The 20,641-nt window shown below is 72.7% G+C and carries 22 protein-coding genes; 11 read left to right on the top strand and 11 right to left on the bottom strand.

Going from position 1 to position 20,641, the window contains the following annotated elements; all coding sequences use genetic code 11:
• Window positions 1-331 precede the first annotated feature (331 nt).
• From E2C06_RS16570 to E2C06_RS16590, 5 genes are all read right to left on the bottom strand, one after another.
• Window positions 332-1,639, bottom strand: a complete 1,308-nt coding sequence (locus E2C06_RS16570; RefSeq protein WP_133289730.1) for a dicarboxylate/amino acid:cation symporter — start codon at window positions 1,637-1,639, stop codon at window positions 332-334.
• Between the two features lie 84 nt (window positions 1,640-1,723).
• Window positions 1,724-2,830, bottom strand: a complete 1,107-nt coding sequence (locus E2C06_RS16575) for an alanine racemase (RefSeq protein ID WP_133289731.1) — start codon at window positions 2,828-2,830, stop codon at window positions 1,724-1,726.
• Window positions 2,827-4,356, bottom strand: coding sequence for a M81 family metallopeptidase (locus tag E2C06_RS16580; RefSeq protein WP_133289732.1), 1,530 nt, complete (start codon window positions 4,354-4,356; stop codon window positions 2,827-2,829). The genes E2C06_RS16575 and E2C06_RS16580 overlap by 4 nt, the downstream gene beginning before the upstream one ends.
• Window positions 4,353-4,838 carry a DUF6653 family protein gene (locus tag E2C06_RS16585; protein WP_133289733.1) on the bottom strand — a complete coding sequence of 162 codons (486 nt, stop codon included), beginning with the start codon at window positions 4,836-4,838 and terminating at the stop codon, window positions 4,353-4,355. Before E2C06_RS16585 ends, E2C06_RS16580 begins: the two co-directional genes overlap by 4 nt.
• 3 nt (window positions 4,839-4,841) lie before the next feature.
• Window positions 4,842-5,966: a pyridoxal-phosphate dependent enzyme gene (locus tag E2C06_RS16590; protein ID WP_133289734.1), complete on the bottom strand. Its 1,125-nt coding sequence runs from the start codon at window positions 5,964-5,966 to the stop codon at window positions 4,842-4,844.
• A gap of 45 nt (window positions 5,967-6,011) precedes the next feature.
• Between E2C06_RS16590 and E2C06_RS16595 the strand changes: the two genes are divergently transcribed.
• Window positions 6,012-7,109 carry a M20/M25/M40 family metallo-hydrolase gene (locus tag E2C06_RS16595; RefSeq protein WP_133289735.1) on the top strand — a complete coding sequence of 366 codons (1,098 nt, stop codon included), beginning with the start codon at window positions 6,012-6,014 and terminating at the stop codon, window positions 7,107-7,109.
• Window positions 7,110-7,222: 113 nt separating this feature from the next.
• Window positions 7,223-7,828 carry a glycine zipper family protein gene (locus E2C06_RS37610; protein ID WP_165982436.1) on the top strand — a complete coding sequence of 202 codons (606 nt, stop codon included), beginning with the start codon at window positions 7,223-7,225 and terminating at the stop codon, window positions 7,826-7,828.
• A gap of 9 nt (window positions 7,829-7,837) precedes the next feature.
• On the opposite strand, the gene E2C06_RS16605 is transcribed toward E2C06_RS37610, so the two are convergent.
• Window positions 7,838-8,830, bottom strand: coding sequence for a Bug family tripartite tricarboxylate transporter substrate binding protein (locus E2C06_RS16605; protein ID WP_133289737.1), 993 nt, complete (start codon window positions 8,828-8,830; stop codon window positions 7,838-7,840).
• A gap of 137 nt (window positions 8,831-8,967) precedes the next feature.
• Window positions 8,968-9,699, bottom strand: a complete 732-nt coding sequence (locus E2C06_RS16610; RefSeq protein WP_193560469.1) for an SDR family NAD(P)-dependent oxidoreductase — start codon at window positions 9,697-9,699, stop codon at window positions 8,968-8,970.
• A 69-nt stretch (window positions 9,700-9,768) separates the two neighbouring features.
• Between E2C06_RS16610 and E2C06_RS37615 the strand changes: the two genes are divergently transcribed.
• The 6 genes from E2C06_RS37615 (at window position 9,769) to E2C06_RS16640 (ending at window position 13,172) form a co-directional block, all read left to right on the top strand.
• A complete protein-coding gene (locus tag E2C06_RS37615) occupies window positions 9,769-10,089 on the top strand; it encodes a c-type cytochrome (RefSeq protein ID WP_193560470.1) in 321 nt (106 codons plus the stop codon).
• Between the two features lie 258 nt (window positions 10,090-10,347).
• On the top strand, window positions 10,348-11,070 hold the full coding sequence (phbB, locus tag E2C06_RS16615; protein ID WP_133289739.1) for an acetoacetyl-CoA reductase: 723 nt from the start codon (window positions 10,348-10,350) through the stop codon (window positions 11,068-11,070).
• Window positions 11,071-11,221: 151 nt separating this feature from the next.
• Window positions 11,222-11,467, top strand: coding sequence for a hypothetical protein (locus tag E2C06_RS16620; protein WP_133289740.1), 246 nt, complete (start codon window positions 11,222-11,224; stop codon window positions 11,465-11,467).
• Window positions 11,468-11,524: 57 nt separating this feature from the next.
• Window positions 11,525-12,178 carry a YciI family protein gene (locus tag E2C06_RS39415; protein WP_241671323.1) on the top strand — a complete coding sequence of 218 codons (654 nt, stop codon included), beginning with the start codon at window positions 11,525-11,527 and terminating at the stop codon, window positions 12,176-12,178.
• On the top strand, window positions 12,178-12,567 hold the full coding sequence (locus E2C06_RS16635) for a carboxymuconolactone decarboxylase family protein (RefSeq protein WP_193560471.1): 390 nt from the start codon (window positions 12,178-12,180) through the stop codon (window positions 12,565-12,567). The genes E2C06_RS39415 and E2C06_RS16635 overlap by 1 nt, the downstream gene beginning before the upstream one ends.
• Complete coding sequence (locus E2C06_RS16640) at window positions 12,564-13,172, top strand: GDSL-type esterase/lipase family protein (RefSeq protein ID WP_133289741.1); 609 nt, start codon at window positions 12,564-12,566, stop codon at window positions 13,170-13,172. The genes E2C06_RS16635 and E2C06_RS16640 overlap by 4 nt, the downstream gene beginning before the upstream one ends.
• Window positions 13,173-13,744: 572 nt before the next feature.
• Here E2C06_RS16640 and E2C06_RS16650 read toward each other — a convergent pair.
• Complete coding sequence (locus tag E2C06_RS16650; RefSeq protein WP_133289742.1) at window positions 13,745-14,110, bottom strand: phage holin family protein; 366 nt, start codon at window positions 14,108-14,110, stop codon at window positions 13,745-13,747.
• 95 nt (window positions 14,111-14,205) lie between these two features.
• On the opposite strand from E2C06_RS16650, the gene yddG reads away from it, so the two are divergent.
• Window positions 14,206-15,075, top strand: a complete 870-nt coding sequence (gene yddG / locus E2C06_RS16655) for an aromatic amino acid exporter YddG (protein ID WP_133289743.1) — start codon at window positions 14,206-14,208, stop codon at window positions 15,073-15,075.
• Window positions 15,076-15,573: 498 nt separating this feature from the next.
• On the opposite strand, the gene E2C06_RS16660 is transcribed toward yddG, so the two are convergent.
• Complete coding sequence (locus tag E2C06_RS16660) at window positions 15,574-16,023, bottom strand: cupin domain-containing protein (protein ID WP_133289806.1); 450 nt, start codon at window positions 16,021-16,023, stop codon at window positions 15,574-15,576.
• Window positions 16,023-16,751 carry a hydroxyacylglutathione hydrolase gene (gloB, locus tag E2C06_RS16665; protein WP_133289744.1) on the bottom strand — a complete coding sequence of 243 codons (729 nt, stop codon included), beginning with the start codon at window positions 16,749-16,751 and terminating at the stop codon, window positions 16,023-16,025. Before gloB ends, E2C06_RS16660 begins: the two co-directional genes overlap by 1 nt.
• A gap of 59 nt (window positions 16,752-16,810) precedes the next feature.
• On the opposite strand from gloB, the gene E2C06_RS16670 reads away from it, so the two are divergent.
• Window positions 16,811-17,527, top strand: a complete 717-nt coding sequence (locus E2C06_RS16670; protein WP_133289745.1) for a methyltransferase domain-containing protein — start codon at window positions 16,811-16,813, stop codon at window positions 17,525-17,527.
• Between the two features lie 139 nt (window positions 17,528-17,666).
• Here E2C06_RS16670 and E2C06_RS16675 read toward each other — a convergent pair whose 3' ends face one another.
• On the bottom strand, window positions 17,667-19,043 hold the full coding sequence (locus tag E2C06_RS16675; protein ID WP_133289746.1) for a hypothetical protein: 1,377 nt from the start codon (window positions 19,041-19,043) through the stop codon (window positions 17,667-17,669).
• Window positions 19,044-19,453: 410 nt separating this feature from the next.
• Between E2C06_RS16675 and E2C06_RS16680 the strand changes: the two genes are divergently transcribed.
• A complete protein-coding gene (locus E2C06_RS16680) occupies window positions 19,454-20,590 on the top strand; it encodes an acyltransferase family protein (RefSeq protein ID WP_206664566.1) in 1,137 nt (378 codons plus the stop codon).
• Window positions 20,591-20,641: the final 51 nt, after the last annotated feature.

Below are 20,641 nucleotides of genomic sequence, written 5' to 3' on the forward strand. Positions count from 1 at the left end.
CCAGACAGCATCACCAGATGACGGCGGTTCTCATAGCGCAGGCGCATGTGCCTGCCGCATCCCAGGCACTCCCGCCGGACCGGAACCAGAACCCGCTCCCGCTCCGGCCGCCGTCGAGCCGACACCCTGGCCATCTTGCGCCTCCAAGAGCCGCCAATGACGCCTCCCTCAACGCATCAGGCCAGCCAGCTTTGCCAGCCTAGAAAAAAAGTGTTTCCCCCTCCATCCCCACCCTGCCCTTTTCCGAGTCTGACACTCGTCACGCGGAGGGTGCCGGACTTACAGAGAGAGAGAGGAGGGTCCAAGGAGGATACATCCTCCCTGGCCTTGCCTATTCGGCCGGCCTGCCCACCGGCACGACGTCGTCCAGGTCATGCGCCGCCGGCCCTCGCGCCAGTTCCGACTGCAGCCGCGTCAGATCGAGTTCGCCCTCCCATTTGCTCACCGCGACGCAGGCAACGCCGTTGCCGACCAGGTTGGTGAGCGCCCGGCATTCGCTCATGAACTTGTCGATGCCGACGAGGACCGCAAGCGCCTGGATCGGGATGTCGGGGATGACCGAGAGCGTCGCCGCCAGGGTGACGAAACCCGCTCCGGTGACGCCCGAGGCGCCCTTCGAGGTCAGCATCGCGACCAGCAGGATGGTCAGCTCCTGCCCCAGGGTCAGGTGCGTGTTCGTGGCATAGGCCAGGAACATCGTCGCCAGGGTCATGTAGATGTTGGTGCCGTCGAGGTTGAAGCTGTAGCCGAGCGGCACCGTCAGCCCGACCACCTGCGGCGCGCAGCCGAGCCGCTGGAGCTTGCGCATGATCTGCGGCAGCACGCTCTCGGAGCTGGAGGTGCCGAGGACGATCAGCAATTCCTCGCGGATATAGGCGATGAAGCGGAGGATGCTGAAGCCGCAGAAGCGCGCGATGGTGCCGAGCACGATCAGCACGAAGGCGATCGAGGTGAGGTAGAAGGTCGCCACCAGCTCGCCGAGCTTCAGCAGGGAGCCGATGCCATAGGCGCCGATGGTGAAGGCCATGGCCCCGAAGGCGCCGACCGGCGCCGCCCGCACCACGATCTTGACGATGCCGAAGAAGATCTCGGACAGCCGGTCGACGGCGTGGGACACTGAAAGCCGCGCCTGTTCCGGCAGGGCGTTGATGGCGAAGCCGGTCAGCACCGCCAGCAGCAGCACCTGCAGCAGTTCGCCCTGCGCGAAGGCGCCGACGAAGGTATCCGGGATGATCGCCATGAAATGCGCGACCACGCTGTCCGACTGCGCCTTCTGGGTGAAGCCGCTGATCGCCTTGGCGTCGAGCTGGCTGACATCGATGTTGAAGCCGCTGCCGGTCTGGAAGACCTTGGCGACGATCAGGCCCATGGCGAGGGCGAAGGTCGAGACCACCTCGAAATAGAGGATCGCCTTCAGCCCGACCCGGCCGACCCGGCTGGCATCCCGCACGCTGGCGATGCCGTGCACCACGGTGCAGAAGACCACCGGGGCGATGATCATCTTGATCAGCTTGATGAAGCCGTCGCCGAGCGGCTTCATCGCCGCCCCGGTCTCCGGCCAGATCGCGCCGAGGGTCACGCCGATCGCGATGGCGATCAGTACCTGCACGTACAGCAGCGAAAGCCATCGCCTGGCCATGGCGTTACCCCCCGATCGGGCCCGGGTGCGAGCCGTCGCGGCGCCTGGAACGTCCGGCAGCCTGCGCCCGTTGCAGACGGCTGGCTACCAGCCGTTTACCCGATTCCAGGTGGCGATCACCTGCTCGTCGCCTTCCACCACGTGGTAGCGGTCATGCGCCGCGGCGGTCAGGCAGGAATGGTTGGGCACCACCCGCAACCGGGCGCCGACGGGCAGCGCGGCGAAGGGCAGCGGCGCCGCGGCATGAACCTCGCCATGCTCCTGGTAGGCGCGGGCTACCATTGGCTCGCCGGGCAGCGGATGCCCGGCGGCATCCAGCACCCGGCCGAAGCCCCAGTCGCGCGGCGCGGCCTGGGTGCTCCGGTCCTTCGACAGCGCGAGCGCCCCGGCATCCAGCAGCAGCGTGTTGCGGTCGGGCCGGCGGCCGATGACGGAGGCCAGGACCGTCACCGCGATATCGTCCAGCGGATGGGTGGCGATCTGGCCCTGGAACAGGTCGCCGAACATGTAGACCCCGGCGCGGACCTCGGTCACCCCGTCCATCCGCGCCGCATGCATCGCGGTGGGGGAGGAGCCGAGCGAGACGATGGGCACGGCAAGGCCGCCCTCGCGCAGCCGCGCCGCGGCGGCGGTGATCGCCAGCCGCTCCGCCTCGGCGATCGCCGCCATCTCGGCCGGGCTGCGGCCGGCATAGCTGTGGCCGGAATGGGACAGCACGCCGGCCAGGCGCGGGCCGAGCGCCGCGGCGATTTCCGGCAGGGCGCCGCCATCCGGGGCGACGCCGCCGCGGGCCTCGCCGACATCGACCTCGACCAAGGCCTGGAGCCCGCCGGGATGCGCGGCGATGGCGCGGGCGGCCTCGACATCGTCGGTGATGACCTTCACCGCGGCGCCGGCGGCGTTGAGCGCGGCGACCGCATCGAGCTTCGCCGGGGTGATGCCGACCGCGTAGATCTGGTCGCGCCAGCCGGCCTCGGCGAAGGTGCGCGCCTCGGCCAGGGTGCTGACGGTGATCGGGCCGAAATCCGGCGCGGCCAGGCGCGCCACCTCGATGCTCTTGGCGGTCTTCATGTGCGGCCGCAGCGTGAGGCCGGGAAAGCGCGCCACGGCCGCCTGCATCAGCGCCAGGTTCCGCTTCAGCACGCCGAGGTCGAGCACCAGGCAGGGCGTCGGCAGGTCGTCGAGGGTCATCGCGCGGGGCTCCAATGCGCGTCCGGGTCGATCGGCAGGACCGGGCGCGGCAGCTTCGTCCAGGCGAAGCGGGTGAGGATGGGGGAGGTCAGGCCGGGCGCATCGACCTCAACGATGCGGTCGGGGGTGAAGAACTCGTCGAAGCCGCCGCGGAAATGCCCGCGCGACTTCACCACCACGCAGCGCGCGGCGCCGATGTCGAGCCCGAGATGCTCGAGGAAGGCGGGGTCGGCGCATTGCGTGCGGATCGAGATGACCACCACCGTGATGCCGCCGAGCCGCAGCGCCGCCGTCGCGCCGAGCGTCATCGCCGTGCCGGCGAAGATGCCGCGGCGACCGGTGACGCGGCCGTCGGACAGCGCGACCACCTCGGCCTCGGCCTCCAGGGGGCGGCTGAATTCGTCCTCCGCCGTCAGCGTGCCCTGCGGCCGGTTGAAGCGGGCGGTGAAGCGGGCGCCGACGCCGAGGCGGTGCGCCTCCCCGGCCAGCATCGGGTCGTGGATCACGCCCATCAGGCAGCCCTCGACCCCGGCGGCGAGGAAGCTCGCCAGGATGTGCATCGTATTGCCGCGCCCGCCGCCGCCGGGATTGTCGGCGACATCGGCGAAGGCCAGGGGCACCGGGCTGTCCTTGGCCCGCCGCGTGGCGACCCGCAGCGGGGTCAGTTCCGCGACGAAGCGGTCGCGCCGCGCCCAGGCGGCACGGGCCAGCCGCTCGGCCATGCTGTCGGCGGATTCCTGGTCCGCGGCGGTGACCACCACCGCCATGCCGTTGAACGGCGTGTCGCCATAGGCGAAGCCGCCCATGACCGAGACGTTCCAGATCGCCGGGTCCAATGCGGCCAGCTCCTGGCCGAGGTCGATCACCTCGGCATAGGGGCCGGCGGCGGTGAGCATAGAGACGGTCGGGGCGACGATCGGCAGGCGGACCAGCGCGCGATGCGCCTTCTCCCCGGCCAGCAGGCGGCGCAGCAGTTGCGCGCTCTCGGCGCCGCGCTCCCGCATGTCAAGATGCGGGTTGGTGCGGTAGCCGACAAAGGCGTCGCAGTCGCGCACCATGGCGTCCGAGACATTGGCGTGCAGGTCGTAGCTGCAGACGAAGGGGATGTCGCCCAGCACCTCCCGCACCAGCGCCTGCAGCGCGCCTTCCGGGTCATCCAGCGCGGTGGCCAGCCCGGCGCCGTGCAGGACGGCATAGGCGCCTTCCACCTCGCCCCGCAGCGCCTCGAGGCCTGCGCGCCAGGTTGCCATCATGCGGTCGAATACCGGCTGCTCCACCGGGCCGTTCGGCTCGGCCATGGCCAGCAGGATCGGCCGCGGCTGCCAGGGGCCGGCGGCGTCCATCCCGGCGACGAAGCCCGGCATCTCGCCCAGCGCCTTCGGCGCCGGCCCGCGGGCGTCGGCCACGATCGCCTCGCCCGCCAGCCAGCAGCGGGTGTCGAAATCCCGCTGCGTCGCCGGCGGGGCGAAGCGGTTGCACTCGATCGAGAAGCCGAGCAGCGCGATGCGCGGTCCGCTGGCAGTCATCGCCCTTCCCCATCCATGTCCTGATGCAGCCATACCATCCGGTCGAGGAACCACAATTTCCCCATATAGGCCACCACCAGGCCCAGCAGGCTGGGCCACGGTTCCAGCATGGCGACGCCATAGGCAAGGCAGATCCCGCCGAGCCCCGACAGCGCGGCCAGCCAGTGCGGCAGCCGTCGGTGCCGCGCCGGCACCGGCACGTGGTCCCGGTTCACCCAGAGCCGCTCGCCAAGCACGCTGCGGCTGATCCAGGCATCGAGTCGGCAGGGCGGCGGAAACAACCGCGGGTTCAGCCAGAGGAAGCCCAGCAGCAACACCAGCGGCAGCAGCGCCCACCAGCCGATCCAGGCGCGGCTCCAGCCCGCCAGCGCCAGCAGCGGCAGCACCGCCATGCGGGTCCAGCCGCTCCAGGGATTGGCATGGCGGACCCAGCCGGCATCGTCCAGGCGGAAGGCCCGGGCGAGGCGCGCCTCCCAGGCCATCGCCTACAACGCGACGCCCAACAGCTCGGCGACCCGCTGGGTCGATTTCAGCCCGGTGCCGGTCAGCACCACCACCGTCGTCTCGCCGGCATTGATCGTGCCGGCAGCCAGCAGTTTCGCAAACGCCGCAGCGGCCTGGGCGCAGGTCGGCTCGACATAGACACCGCTCCGCGCCAGGTCGAGGCAGGCCTGGCCGATCTCGGCCTCGGACAGCATCACCGCGCCGCCCTGGCTCAGCCGCAGCACGCCGATGCACTCGCGCGAGCGGATGGGCTGGGCGATGGCCGTGCCCTCGGCGATGGTCGGCTGCGGCGCGACGGCGTCGAGGTCGAGGAACTCGCGGGCGATCGGCGCGCAATTCGCCGGCTGCGCGGCAAAGATGCGGGGAATCCGGTCGATCTGCCCGGCCCGCAGCAGCTCGGAGAAGCCAATGCCGCAGCCCAGCACGTTCGACCCGGCGCCGCAGGGAACGATGACGTTGTCCGGGGCGCGGAAGCCGAGATCCTCCCACAGTTCGTAGGCCAGGGTCTTGGTGCCCTGGAGGAAGAAGGGGTGCCAGTTGTGGCTGGCGTAGAAGATCTTCGCCGCCTCCCGCATTGCCGCGTCGGCGCAATCCTGCCGGCTGCCCGGGACCAGCTCGATCTCGGCGCCCGAGGCGCGGCTCTGCACCGTCTTCGCCGGGCTGGTGCTGGCCGGCACCATGATCTTCGCCCGCATGCCCCCGGCCGCGGCATAGGCGGCGATCGCCGCGCCGCCATTGCCGGAGCTGTCCTCCAGCACCGCCCGGATGCCCTGGGCCCGCAGCAGCGACAGCATGACGGAGGCGCCGCGGTCCTTGAAGCTGCCGGTCGGCATGAACCACTCGCATTTCAGCAGCGCCGTCGCGCCGCCGAGCTGGCGGGGCACCAGCGGCGTGCAGCCCTCCCCCATGCTGATCGGCGCGCCGTCGAGGGGCGGCAGTGCCGCCCGGTAGCGCCACAGGCTGCGGGTGCCGCGGTCGATACCTTCCGGGGTCAGCCCTGGCAGGTCGGTCAGCAGCAGCGGTTCCTGCGCGTCGCCGCACCAGCGGGGGGTCTCGAGCGGCCAGATCCGGCCGGTGCGGGGGTCGAGGTAAGCCAGGGTATCCATGCCGCGGAGACTTGCCCTTTCGCCGCGCCGCGGCAAGCTGCCGCCATGCAAGACTCCCTCGCCCGCCTGGCCACCGAGCTCGTCGCCCTCGACAGCCGCTCCGCCGTCTCTAACCTCGCCGTCGCCGGCCATATCGAGCATGAGCTGCGCGGCTTCGAGGTGGAGCGTCTGGACTACCGCGACGCTGCCGGGGTGGAGAAGCGGGCGCTGGTGGCGCATCGCGGGCCGAAGGGCGGCTTTGCCCTGTCCGGCCACATGGACACCGTTCCGGAGACCGGCTGGCAGCAGGACCCCTGGTCGCCGCGGATCGACCATGCCGGCATCCTGCACGGGCTCGGCAGCGTCGACATGAAGGGGGCGGTCGCCGCCTGCATCCTGGCGGCGAAGTCGGTCCCGGCGCATGTCCCGGCGACCCTGCTGATCACCACGGACGAGGAGACCACCAAGGCCGGCGCCCGGGCCGTCGCGGCCAGCGCCCTCGCCCGCTCGCTCGGCCTCAGGGGCATCGTGGTGGCGGAGCCGACCGGGCTGGTGCCGGTGCGCGGGCACCGGTCGTCCAGCAACATCGTCGCCACCGCCAGCGGGGTGCAGGCGCATTCCTCGACCGGCCAGGGGACCAACGCGAACTGGGCGCTGATCCCCTTCCTGGCGGAGATGCGGGAGATCCAGCAGCGGCTGCGGCAGGACCCGGCGCTGCAGGACCCCGCCTACGACCCGCCCTTCTGCGACTTCAACCTGGTGGTGGACAATCACGGCACCGCGGTGAACGTCACCGTCGCCCGCGCCACCGCCCGCATCAAGTTCCGCGCCAGCCGCAGCCTCGATACCGCGCCCATCCTGGATGCGGTGCGGGCCGCTGCGGGGCGCGCCGGCATCGCGCTCGACATCGCCCGGGAAGGCCGGCCGCCCGAACTGGCGACCGACCACCCGCTGATCCGCCTCGCCGCCGACCTCACGGGACAGGCGCCGCGCACCGCGCCCTACGGCACGGATGCATCGGAACTGCAGGAGCTGGCGCCCTGCGTCATCCTCGGTCCCGGGACGATCGAGACGGCGCATACCCCGCACGAATGCGTGGCCATCGCCGACCTGGCTGCCGCCGTGCCGGTTTTTGCCCGAATCCTCAGCGCAGGATCCGCATGACGGCGAGGCCGCCGCAAGGTCTCGACGTGTAACGAGGGCTGCGGGATGGCCCGCGCGAGCCCATATCGGCACCAGCATCGCGCCCGGCACCCGCCGGGCAGGAAGACAGGACCATGAGAACCCCACGCGCCGCACTCGCCCTGCTCGCCCCGCTGTCCCTTGCCGCCTGCGCGGTGGCGCCGCCGACCGGGCCGAGCGTCCTCGCCCTGCCCGCCAAGGGCAAGGACCTGCAGGCTTTCCAGGCGGAGGACTACAACTGCCGCAACTACGCCCAGGCGCAGATCGGCGGCAACACGCCCGCCAATGCGGCGACGCAGTCAGCGGTCGGCAGCGCCGCCCTCGGTACCGCGCTGGGCGCCGGGGCCGGCGCCCTGCTGGGCGCGGCCGGCGGGGCGGCGGGTGCGGGTGCGGCGATCGGCGCCGGCACGGGCCTGCTGGCCGGGTCGGCAATCGGCGCCGGCAATGCCCAGGTCACCGGATCCAGCCTGCAGCAGCGCTACGACATCGCCTATACTCAGTGCATCGCCAGCACCGGCAACAGCGTGCAGGCGGCGCCCGCGCCGGCCGTGGTCGGCTATCCGGCGCCGGCCTATGCCTACCCGGCGCCCTATGCCTATCCCTACCCTTACTCCTATCCCTACCCGTATTACGGGCCGAGCGTCTCGCTCGGCTTCTACCGCGGCTGGGGCGGCTATGGCTGGCACGGGCGGCGCTGGTAGTCGCCGCGACTATTCCAGCTTGAGGTCGAGCTCCTTCACCTTCCGCGCCCAATAGGCGCTCTCCTGCACCACCGCGGCGGCGAAGGCAGCGCGCGGGCGGTCGGGCGCCGGCTCCAGCCCGTCATGCGCCAGGCGCTCGAGGTAGCGCGGCGACGCGGCAGCCTTGCGCGCCGCGGCCTCCAGCGCATCCATCTGCGCCGCCGGCACGCCGGCCGGGGCGAAGACGCCGTGCCAGCCGGTGATGACGGCGCCCGGCAGGCCGGCCTCGGTCAGGGTCGGGATCTCCGGCAAGGCCGGGATGCGCGCCTCCCCGGTCACCGCGATGGCGCGCAGCTTGCCTTCCCGCACCAGCGCGAGCGCCGGCGGCGGCGAGGAGAAGTTCATCGTCACCCGCCCGGCCACCACGTCCAGCAGCGCAGGCGCCGTGCCGCGATAGGGCACGTGCTCCATCTCCACGCCCGCGGCTTCCGAGAACAGCACTCCGGCCAGGTGGTTGGCATTGCCGACGCCGCCCGAGGAATAGGTCAGCTCGCCCTTGGGGCGCGACTTCACATAGGCGATCAGCTCGGCGAGGGTCCGCGCCGGCACGTCCGGGTGCACCACCAGCAGGTACTGGTAGGTGGAGACCTGCGCCACCGGCTGCAGCGCGGTCGCTAGGTCCAGCTTGTCGCCCTTCTGCAGATGCGGGTTGACGACGATGTTGGTGGAGACGGCAAACAGCAGCGTCGTCGCATCCGGGCGCGACCGTGCCACGCCGGTCGCGCCCACGTGGCCCGCCGCGCCGCCGCGGTTGTCCACCACCACGACCTGCCCCAGCGCCTCGGCGAAGCCGATGGCGAATTCCCGGCCGACGATGTCGGTGCCGCCCCCGGCGGCATAGGGCACCACCAGGGTGATGGGCCGCGCCGGCTGGGCCAGGGCGCCCGGCGGCGCCCGGCCGATGAGCGCCGCAGCGCCGAGGCCCGCGAGGGCAGTGCGGCGGGGAAGCCGGGTGCATGGCATGCCGTTGGGTCCTTCTGGTCAGCGCGGTTGCCGTTACAAGCTGCCAACGGGCCACGACGAGGCCGGTTCGCCGGCCGGCCCGGGCCGGCGCCGCATCGGCGGCCCCCCCCAGGTGCCTGTTCCCGAGGACAGGCCGGCTACAGCGTCGCCCCGCCGTCCACCGCCAGCTCGGCGCCGGTCATGTAGCTGCTGTCGTCCGAGAGCAGGAACAGCACCGCCCGCGCCACCTCCTCCGCCTGCCCGATCCGGCCCATCGGGATCCGCGCCAGCCGCTCAACCCGCTGCGCGTTGCTCCAGACCTGCACCATCTCGGTCTCGATCGGTCCGGGATGGACGCTGTTCACCCGGATGCCGCGCGGCGCCAGGTCGAGCGCCGCCGCCTTCGTCATCCCGCGCAGCGCCCATTTGGTGCCGCTATAGGCGATCGCACCCGGCGAGCCGCGCAGCCCCGCGGTCGAGGAAATATTGACGATCGAGCCGCCGCCCGAGCGCTCCATCGCCGGCACCACCGCCTGCATGCCGAGGAAGCAGCCGAGCTGGTTGACCCGCATGTGCCGCTCGAACAGCGCGGCATCCGTCTCCATCAGCCGCTTCGGCACGTAGATGCCCGCATTGTTGACCATGCCGTGCAGCCCGCCCATGGCCTCGGCCATCGCCACCGCCGCGGCCCAGTCGGCCTCCTGCGTCACGTCCTGGCGGAGGAAGCGGGCGGCCGGACCCAGTTCCTCCGCCAGCGCCCGGCCCTGTTCCTCGAGCAGGTCGCCGAGCACGACCCGGGCGCCCTCGGCCACCAGCAGGCGGGCCTCGGCCGCGCCCTGGCCGCGGGCGCCGCCCGTGATGAGCACCACCTTGCCGCTGAATCTTGCCACCTTGTCCTCCCGCAATGCCCTCCCGGCGAGACTAGGCGAGGATCGGTGGTCCCGCGAAGGAGAAGCCCGATGCGACCCATGCTCGCCCTGGCCGTTCTGCTGCCCGCCCTCGCCAGTGCCGAGGAGCCGGCGCGGCAGGAACGGCTGAATGAGGGCCGCCGCGTGGCGGAGGCCTGGTGCGCCGATTGCCATGTCATCGGCCCCAGGGCGCGCGGCCCGGCCGGCGATGCCGCGCCGCCCTTCGCGGCGGTGGCGGCGATGCCCTCGACCACCGCGATGTCGTTGCGCGCCTTCCTGCAGACGCCGCATTCCCGGATGCCGGACTACCGGCTGACCCAGGCGGAGCTGGACGGGGTGGTCACCTGGATCCTCGCGCAGAAGCCGCGCTGAGGCACGGGGAGGCCGCCGTGCCCCCCGCCGGGGCAGGATCGGCAGCCTGAATATTGGCCGGCATGGACCAACCGGCGGGCGAAATGCGCCAGCGCCGCGGCACTGCATGCTTGATCCCGCGCAACGACACGGCGCGGCATTGCCGCTTGATCCGAACCGGCTAACAGGCTGACCTAGCGATCCGGCGCCGCGCAAAGCATCGCCCGGCTCGGCGTCGGCCCGGAGTCGTGGGCGCAAATCACAGAGGGAGACAGGGGCATGGCACGAGTTGCATTGGTCACGGGCGGGCAGCGCGGCATCGGCGCGGCGATCAGCGAGGCGTTGAAGGCGGCGGGGCGCAAGGTGGTGGCGAACTACGCGGGCAACGATGCGGCGGCACAGGCCTTCACCGAGCGCACCGGCATCCCGTGCTACAAGTTCAATGTCGGCGACTTCGACGCGAGCGTCGCCGCGATCGCCAAGATCGAGGCCGAGCAGGGCCCGATCGAGATCCTGGTCAACAATGCCGGCATCACCCGCGACGCGATGATGCGGAAGCTCACCCGACAGATGTGGGACGACGTGATCGATACCAACCTCGGCTCCTGCTACAACACCTGCAAGGCGGTGTGGGACGGCATGAGCGGGCGGAAGTTCGGCCGCATCGTCAACATCGGCTCGATCAACGGCCAGGCCGGCCAGCTCGGCCAGGTGAACTACGCCGCGGCCAAGTCGGGCATCCACGGCTTCACCAAGGCGCTCGCGCTGGAAGGCGCGCGCAACCAGATCACCGTCAACGCCATCGCCCCGGGCTACGTGGACACGGAGATGGTGCGCGCGGTGCCGCCCGACGTGCTGGAGAAGATCATCGCCAAGATCCCGCGCGGCCGGCTCGGTACCGCCGATGACATCGCCCGCGGCGTGGTCTTCCTGACCGGCGACGAGGCCGACTTCATCACCGGATCGACGCTGTCGATCAACGGCGGCCAGCACATGTACTGACCTGCGCGACGCGTTTCGCGGCGATGCCCGAAGCATTGCCGCGAAACGGCAGCGGCACGGCGGCACGGCGGCACGGCGGCACGGCCGCAAGGCCGGGAACATCCGGCGCGCCGCGCCGTTCGGCTGTCTCCACCGCAGGAGACAGGCCAGGATGACCGGCAGCAAGCATCCATCGGGTCCGGCGGACCGCGAGGCGGGGCTCGGCGCCGACACGCCGCGGCCGCCGGACGACCTCGACCGCGATCCGGGCATCGGCGCGAGCAAAGGCACGCAGCGCCGCGGCGCCCGCGACCCGGACACGATCGCCGGCGACAGCACCAGCGAGGGCGACGTGATGAACGACACCACGCCGCAGGGCGGCGTCGAGCCCGGCAAGCGCGGCCGCACCAACCGGTAGCCGCGGGACGGCTTTCGCGGCATGCTCCCCCGCGGGACGCGGGAGGAGTGATACGCGATGGGCTTTGCGGTGCTCGCCTATGATGGCGAGGATGCCGAGGCGCCGGCGCGGCGCATGGCGGCGCGCGACCGGCACCTCGCGGTCCTGACGCAATGGGCCGGCGACGGCAGGCTGGCCTTCGGCACGCCGCTGCTGGCCGATGACGGCCGCGCGCTCGGCTCCTTCATGGTGCTCGCGGTGCCGGACGAGGCCGGGCTGCGCGACTACCTCGCCGCCGAGCCCTTCAACAATACCGGCGTCTGGACGAAGGTGACGCACTTCCCCTTCCGCATCGCCCCGCTGCCCTACCGGCCGCTGCCGCAGCCCGGCACGCCGCTGGCGCCTCGGCGCACCCATACCGTCGTCATCGCCCGCGACGGCACCGATGCCGGGGCGCCGGCGCGGCGGCAGGCGGTGCGCGCGGCGCATATGGCGCGGGTCGCGCCGATGGCGGCCGAGGGCACGCTCGCGCTCGGCGGCGCCATCCTCGACGCGCCGGACGGCACCATGATCGGCTCCGCCGTCGTCATCGCGCGCGACACCGATGCCGGCGCGCGGGCCTGGCTGGCCGAGGACCCCTACACCACCGGCGGGGTCTGGCAGGAGACGACGCTCTACGGCACCCGCTTCGCCCCGCTGCCGTGGCGGCCGCTGCCGGGGGCGCCCGGCTGATGCCGCGGCTGGTCGACTATGCCGAGGCCGGGCCCGAGGTCCGCGCCGTCTTCGACGCCATCAAGGCGGCGCGCGGCGTGCCGGACGTGAACAACTTCTGGAAGGCGCTGGCGGTCGATCCCGCCACGCTGAAGCGGACCTGGGAGAGCCTGTCGCAGGTCATGGCGCCCGGCGCGCTCGATGCGCGCACGAAGGAAATGCTCTATCTCGCGGTGTCGATGGCCGCGGGCTGCGCCTATTGCACCGCCAGCCACGGCGCCGCCGCCCGCCGCGCCGGGATGGACGACGCCATGTTCGGCGAGCTGCTCGGCGTGGTCGGCATGGCGGCCGAGACCAACCGGCTGGCCGAGGCGCTGCGCGTGCCGGTCGATCCCGCCTTCGAGACATGATCCGCGATCTCCGCATCTGCTTTGTCGGCGACAGCTTCGTCGCCGGCACCGGGGACGCGGCGGCGCTCGGCTGGGTCGGCCGCGTCACCGCGGCGGCCTGGCATCGCGGCGAGGGCTTCACCGCGTACAACCTCGGCGTCCGCCGCGACACCAGCGCCGACCTCAGGCGCCGCGCGGAGGCCGAGATCCTCGCCCGGCTGCTCGGCGCCGGCACGGCCCAGGCTGTGGTCTTCAGCTTCGGCGCGAACGACTGCACGCTGGAGGACGACATGCCCCGCGTGCCGCCCGAGGTGACGGAGGAGAATGCCGCCGCGCTGCTCGGCTGGGCCGCGGCGCGCTGGCCGGTGCTGATGGTCGGCCCGCCGCCGCTGGCGCACGACGCGGCGCATGACGCGCGGGTGGCGGCGCTCTCGGTGCGGCTCGCCGCGCTCTGCGACGCAATGGCCCTGCCCTACCTCGCCCTGCATGCGCCGCTCTCGGGCGGGCCGGCCTGGCGGCAGGCCGCGGCGCGCGGCGACGGGGTGCACCCCGATGCCGCCGGCTATGCCGCGATCGCCGCACTGGTCGAGGGCTGGGCGCCCTGGCGCGCGATGGTGGCGGAATAGGCCGCAGCGCGGGCGACCGCGCCTCAGCGGCAGTATGTGCTGCCGGGCGCGCGCCCGGTATTCTGGCCGAGCGGCCGGTCGTGGATGCGCCGGACGGCGCCGGAGCACCCGCAGCAGGCACTCTCGAGGCCGAGGCGGTCGGTGACCCGGATACGGCGGCGTTCGTGGCGGATTTAGCCGGCCTTCGAGAGCTGGCCCGTCGCGACGGTGACCCCGGCGCGGCGCACGCCCAGCATCGTCGACAGGAACTCGTGGGTCATTGGGAGTTCGTCGCCCTCGGACCGGTCAGCGTGCCGGTCCTGATTCCGTCGAGCCGCATGCGGCCCGGCTCCGGTGGTGGGGCGCGGCCTGCGCGCCTCAACCTGGCCTGGGGGCGGGCCAGGGCGCCGCAGGTTTGGCAGCGATGCGACCGCTGCGCTTCGTTCGTCCCAGGAGCAGCATCCCGGCGCCCGCACCATCCCGCGGATCGCGCTGCTGCGGCCTGTGTCCAGCCGTGGCCGCGGCACCGCTCGAGCCGCCGGTTTCAGCGCGGCGTCACGCGTGCCGGCGATCGCACCCTGCTGCGCGTCGCGCTAACGGCCAGAGGCCGGCAGGTCCGCTGCCGGCGCGAACAACCGCGTCGCCGCCCAGCTCATCACCGACACCACGATCGCGCCCCAGAGCGCCGGCCAGAACCCCGCCACCTCGAAGCCGGGCACCAGCCAGCTGGCCAGGCCGAGCATCGCCGCGTTCACCACCAGCAGGAACAGGCCGAGCGTCAGCACGGTCAGCGGCAGGGAGAGCAGGACCAGCACCGGCCGCACGAAGGCATTGACCAGGCCGAAGGCCAGCGCGGCCAGCAGCAACCGGACGACCCCACGCACCTCGATCCCCGGAACGAGCTGCGTCGCCGCCCAGAGCGCGAAGGCGGTGATGAAAAGTCGTGCCCAGAAACCCATCCCGCCGCCTCCGCGAATCCTGCGGGGCAGCATAGGCTGCGGAGCCCCTGCGACCCACCCGCTTCGCCCGGACGGACCGCCTGCATGGAACGATCGTGACCGCCTCATTGGGACCGACCCTCGCGGGCTGCGCCGCGCTGCTGCTCTGGGCTTTCCTGGCGCTGCTGGCACGGCTTGCACAGCCGGTGCCGCCGCTGCTGCTCACCGGCCTTGCCTTCGCCGTCGGCGGCACCCTCGGCCTGCTGGTGGTGGCGGCGCGCGGCCGGCTGGGCGCGCTGCGGCAGCCACCGCTGGTCTGGCTGCACGGCGTCGGCGGGCTGGCCGGCTACCACGCGCTGTACTTCGCCGCCCTCGCCCTGGCCCCGCCCGTCGAGGCCAACCTGCTGAACTACACCTGGCCGCTGCTGATCGTGCTGTTGGCGGCGCCGCTGCGCGGCCTCAGGCTCGGGCCACGGCGGCTGGCCGGGGTCGGGCTCGGCGCCCTCGGCGCGGTGCTGCTGCTGGCGGGCGGCGGCACGGGCGGCTTCGGCGCAGGGGCGCCGGCGGGCTATGCCCTGGCGCTCGCCGCGGGGCTGACCTGGGCGCTTTATTCGGTGCTCTCGGGCACGCCGCGCCTGGCGCGGACGCCGACCGAGGCGGTCGCCGGCTTCTGCCTCGCCGCCGCCGCCGTCACCCTGGCCGGCCACCTGGCCTTCGAGCCGCCGGGCTGGCCTGGCCCGGCGCAATGGCCGGCGATCCTGCTGCTCGGCATCGGCCCGGTGGGCGCGGCGTTCTTCCTCTGGGACCTCGGGATGAAGCGGGGCGACCCGCGGCTGCTCGGGACGCTTGCCTATGCCACGCCGGTCGGCTCCACCCTGCTGCTGGTCGCCTTCGGGGAGGGCCGGCTCGGCGGGTCGGTGCTGGCGGCCGCGGCGCTCGTGGTCGGCGGCGGCGTGCTGGCGGCAACGGCGCGGCCGGATCCCTGACCCATGCGCCGCTGCGGATGGCGCGGCGGATCGGTCCATGACCGGTCGGCGCCGCGCGCAGGAAGCCCGGATCGTGCCGCAGCGCCTCCCCGCCGGTGCCCGGGGCTACGGCATGGGGCACGCCGGGCTCCGGCTGGTGCCGATGCGGCGGGTCGGGGGTATGCCCCCGCCGCTTCTCCGCGCTCCGATCCGCACGGTCCCTGACCCTGGGCCGGAAAGCGCCAGCGACCGCCTGGCAAGCTGGGGATCGAGCGCAGCAAGGGCCGGGACCGCGCCGCGGCAGGCGGCCTGGCGGCAACCAGGCCCGGCGCGGGAGGCGATGCCCTCCTGCAAGCCGGGGATTGTCTTCGTCGCCCGTTGCCTCGGCCTGGCGCCGGCGGTGCCGAAGGCCGCCTCGGCGCCAATCCGGCCGGCGCGCTTGCCCGTGTCGCGGGCGGCATGGCGCCGCGGGGGCACCGGCCTTCCCCGCCGGCGGCCAAGCGGGCCCCGGCAGGCCGCCTAGCCGGGCGCCCAGCCCGGCTGCGCCAGTTCGAAGCCGGCGAAGTCGAAGGCCGGGCTCACCGTGCAGCCCGCCAGCGTCCAGCGGCCGAGCGGCGCCGCCGCCTGCCAGCACCCGGCCGGCACCACGGCGAAGGGCCGCTGCCCGGCGCCGAGGTCGGGGCCAAGCTGCAGCAGTTCCTCCTCCGTGCCATCCGCCGAGAGCGACAGCGCCAGCGGCCCGCCGGCATACCAGTGCCAGGCCTCGGCGGCGTCCACGCGGTGCCAGTGGCTGCGCTCCCCGGCCGCCAGCAGGTAGTAGATCGCCGTGCCGGCGCCGCGGCCGCCGCCGGCCGGGCGGTCGCGCCATACCTCGCGGAAGTGCCCGCCCTCAGGGTGCGGGGCGAGACCGAGCGCGGTGACCACCCGCGCGGCCTCGACCCGCGGGTCGCGCAGGTCCGGCAGCGGGATCACCGGAAGCTGTCCTTCGCGCTCCGGATCGCGGCCAGCCGGGCCACGTCGCCGGCCCGCAGGAAAGGGTTGGCCGCCTGCTCCTCCGCCAGGGTGGTCGGCACCGTGAACTGCCCGGCGGCGACTTGCGCCTTGGCCTGCTCGGCGCGGGCCCGCAGCGCGGCATTGTCGGGTTCCACGGTCAGGGCGAAGCGGGCATTGCTGAGCGTGTATTCATGGCCGCAGCAGACCAGCGTCTCCGCCGGCAGTGCCGCCAGCTTGGCCAGGCTGGCGAACATCTGTGCCGCGGTCCCCTCCAGCAGCCTGCCGCAGCCGAGCGAGAAGAGCGTGTCGCCGCAGAGCAAGGCGGCGCCGTCCGGGAAATGAAAGGCGATGTGCCCGACGGTATGGCCCGGCGTTTCGATCACCCGGGCGCGGCTCTCGCCCAGCGCCACGGTGTCGCCCTCCCGCACCGCCTGGTCGAGCTTCGGCAGGCGGTGGGCATCGGCCGCGGCGCCGACGATCCGGCCGCCGAAGCGCGCCTGAAGGTCCGCGACGCCGGCGATGTGGTCGCCATGGTGGTGCGTCAGCAGGATCAGGTCGAGCCGGCCGCCGAGCTTCTCCACCGCGGCGATCGCCGGGCCGGCCTCGCCCGGGTCGCAGATCCCGACCGCGCCGGTCGACTGGTCCTGCAGCAGCCAAAGGTAGTTGTCGGAAAGACACGGCACGGCGGTGACCGAGAGCGGCATGGCGGGCTCCTCCTCCGGCCCCGCTGCAACGGGGGCCCTCGCCGCCCTATATCCCCGGCATGAGCCACGAGGTCCACGGCCTGGGGAATTTCTACGCGACCCCGGCAGGGCTGGTGACGGCGCGCCTGCTGCGCGAAAGGCTTCGCGCGCTCTGGCCGAGCCTGCCGGGCCAGGCGGTGCTCGGCCTCGGCTATGCCAGCCCCTTCCTGCGGGTCTGGCGGGCGGAAGCGCGGCGCTGCGTCGCCACCCTGCCGCCGCACGTGCCGCGGTGGCGCTGGCCGCGGAAGGCGGCCTCCGCCACCGCGGTCGCCGAGGAGGACAGCCTGCCCTTCCCCGACCTGATGTTCGACCGGATCCTGCTGGTGCACGGGCTGGAGACGGCCGACAACGCCCGCCGTCTGCTGCGGGAAGCCTGGCGGGTGCTGAAGGACGACGGGCGGATGCTCGTGGTGGTGCCGAACCGCCTCGGCCTCTGGGCGCATACGGAAGGCACGCCCTTCGGCCATGGCCAGCCCTATTCCGCCGGGCAGATCGAGGGCCTGCTGCGGCGGCAGATGTTCCAGGTGGAGCGGCGCGAGGCCGCGCTCTACGTGCCGCCCTTCCAGACCAGGCTGCTGCTGCGCGGCGCCGGCGCCTGGGAGAGGCTGGGCGGCCGGCTCTGCCCGCGCTTCGCCGGCGTGATGCTGCTGGAGGCGGTGAAGGATTTCGGCGAGCTGGTGCCGGCCGGCGCCGTGCCGGCCCAGGCGCGGCGGGTGGTGGTGGCCGAGGGGGTCTGAGCCGGCCGGAGCGGGCGGCCGACGGACCACCGCCCGGGCGGATGGAGGCCGCTGGAGCTTTTGCCTGTGCGGCCATCGGAACGCCGGGCGGCCCGATTTGGGGTTTTCGGGCTTCTGCCCTTGCGGCCGTCGGGCCGCGTCAGCCGGCGCGGGTCGCCGCGCCCGGCAGGCGTCCGGGCGCCCCCTCCGGCAGCCGCGCCGCCAGCACCAGGCAGGGCGTCAGCACCAGGACCCAGGCCAGCCGCGCGGCGTAGCGGTTCTGCACCTCGGACAGGCCGCCAGTCAGCAGCGCATTTCCCATCGCCGCCAGCAACACCAGGGCGCAGAGGCCGGGGACCAGCGGGTCGCGCCGCCAGACCAGAATGCAGGCCAGCAACCCGGCGATGCCCAGCCAGGCAATCGGCACATGCAGCCGCTCGAAGGGCCGCACATCGGCCAGCAGCAGGCCGCGCTGCTGGCGCGAGTGGTCGAAGGCCTGGAGTTCGGCGGGGAAGAAGCGGGCGATCATCGGCCGCGGGCCGTCATCCTTGGGCCATGGCAGGATCGACTCGCCGGTCCGCAGCGCCGCGAATTGCGCAGCCCCATTGGCCAGGAGGTCGCGCAGGACCCCGGCCGGGTCATGCGCGATGGTGCCGCGGACGATGCGGCTGGCCTCGGCATTCCAGGCCCGGTGGCCGCCGATCGCGTCCCACATTGCCGGCCGGTCCCACAGGAATACGGTGCCGCCGGGCGGGATTTCCGCCAAGTGGTCGCAGAGCCGGTAGTGCTGCGCCGGGCAGGCCTCCTGCAGGTAGTCGAGCGCGGTGCCGTCGGCCAGCATCCGCGCCGCCAGGATGATGTTGCCGAAGGGCGAGATCGCAGGGATGCCGAGCCCGAAGAGATTGACAGCGAAGGCGATCGCCAGGGCCAGGACCGGTGCGGGCGCCATCCGCCGGAGGATCGCCAGCGCCGCCCGGCGGCCGCCGCGCGCCCAGCCGATGGCCCCGGCGGCGGCAACCATGCCGAGCGCCAGCGGCACGTGCGACTGGTGCGCCAGGATCGCCAGAAGCGCGACGGGCGGCAGCACCCAGCGATGCCAGGGCACCGGCCTGCCGAAGGCCAGCAGCGCGAGCGAGAGCACCGCGATGCCGGTGAAGAAGTCGGCGGTCACCTGGCTGGCCAGCCAAGGCAGGCTGGTGAGGCCGGCCAGCGCGACAAAGGCGAGCAGCATCCCCCAGCGGCGGCGCAGGCCGGATTGCTCGAGCGCGATGACCACCACGGTCGCGGCGACCAGCCCCTGGGCCAGCACCGGCCCCCAGAGGGTCAGCCCGAGGTCGGTTCCCGAGAGGAAGGCGCTGTAGAAGGGCGGCGCGGTCCAGCCGATGAAGCGCAGCTTCACCTGCGCTATATAATTCCCGGTATCGTTGAAAACCAAAGGATAGCCGTTCCAGTAGGCCGGCCAACCCAGGATTAGTCCGCCCAGCAGGATGATCGGCAACAAGCGCGGCAATGTAGATGGGGTCCGATTGCCGAGCATGGGTGGGGTATTCTCCTGCTGGTCTTGACGGCGTGCCGGTTCTTTAGCTTCGGCATGGCCGGAAAACGGCGGAAACTCACCTGATTCAGCCAAACAGGCCAGTGCAACAATGCGGGAGCCTGGACCATCGCGGCGCGAAGCCGACGGCGGATACTACCGGTGCAGGCAAGGGCCTGTCGGGGCTGTCGCGAGATCCCCCAGCCCAGCAGGCATCGCCGCACTTACTCGAAACGGCGGCAGCGGAACCAAAGCGGTCGCCATCGTGCCATTCGTTTGTTCGTTATTTAAAGATTTGGTCAGGCAGATCAGCCCTGAACGACATGCTCGTTGCTTTGTCATTCAACCAACCTGTTCGATATCGCTATGGTCACGCCTGCCGGTCGAAGAGCAGAGGCCAAGTGAGAAAGCAGGTGAAAACGCAGCCCGCTCGGCCCGGCCCGCTCGCCCGCTGGTTCGAGCTCGGCGCCGCCGAGGTCGACCGATTGCTGCCGATGGAAGGCCTGCGCGGGCTTGCCGTGCTGCTGGTCTTCTTCGTCCACTACGGCGCGCAACTCGCCCATGCCTCCGGGTTGGCGCCGCCGGCCCTGGGCATGGCCCTGCAGACGCTGGGGCATGCCGGGGTGGATCTGTTCTTCGTGCTCAGCGGCTACCTGATCTACCGGATGCTGCTGGGCCGGGCGCGGCCCTACCTGCCTTTCCTCGCGCGGCGGGTGCAGCGGCTCTACCCGGCCTTCCTCGTGGTGCTGGCGCTGCAGCTCGGCATCGCGCTGGCCTCGGTCTCGGGCGGCGGGCTGCCGCCGGGTGCCGGGGACCGCGCCTGGCTGCTGCTGGCCAACCTGCTGCTGCTGCCGGGCCTCTTCACCATCACGCCGATCGTCATCGTCGCCTGGTCGCTGAGCTATGAGATGGCCTTCTACCTGGCCATGCCGCCGCTGGTCGCGGCGCTGCAGCTGCGGCGCTGGCCGGCGGCGGCGCGGGTGGCGGCGATGCTCGCCGCGGTCGGGCTGATGCTGGCGACCGACTGGGCGCATGGCCGGATGGGCATGTTCGCCGCCGGCATGCTGCTGGTGGAGACGATGCCGTTGCTCGCCGCCCTGGCGCGCCGCGGTCCCTGGCTGGACCTGGCGGCCGGCGCCGCGGTCCTGCTCTGCGGCGGGCTGCTCCTGGCCGGGCCGGGCGGGCAGGCCAATTTCCTCGGCCTCTTCCTTGCCGGCTTCCTGCTGCCGGCCGCGGCCTTCGCCGGCGCCGGGCCGGTGGCGCGGGGCCTTGCCTGGCGGCCGCTGCGCTGGCTCGGCAACATGAGCTATTCCTACTACCTCGTGCATGGCCTGGTGCTGGAGGTGGTGTTCCATGCCCTGAAGCTGGCCGGGCCGGGCCTCGCCGGGCTCGGGGGAGCCGCCTGGTGGGTGCTGCTGGCGCCGGCCTTCCTGGCCACGCTGGTGGGATCGGCGGCGCTGTTCCTGGCGGTGGAGCGGCCCTTCTCGATCCTGCCGGCTGGGGCGGCGAGGCGTCCGGCACCGGCGGCGGGGCTGGCGGCGGCGGAATAGCCAAGGCGGCACGCCGCTTGCCTGGACCGGGTGAAACACCAGCCCGGGACG

This window comes from Dankookia rubra (assembly GCF_004355005.1).
GTDB lineage: Bacteria > Pseudomonadota > Alphaproteobacteria > Acetobacterales > Acetobacteraceae > Paracraurococcus > Paracraurococcus ruber_A.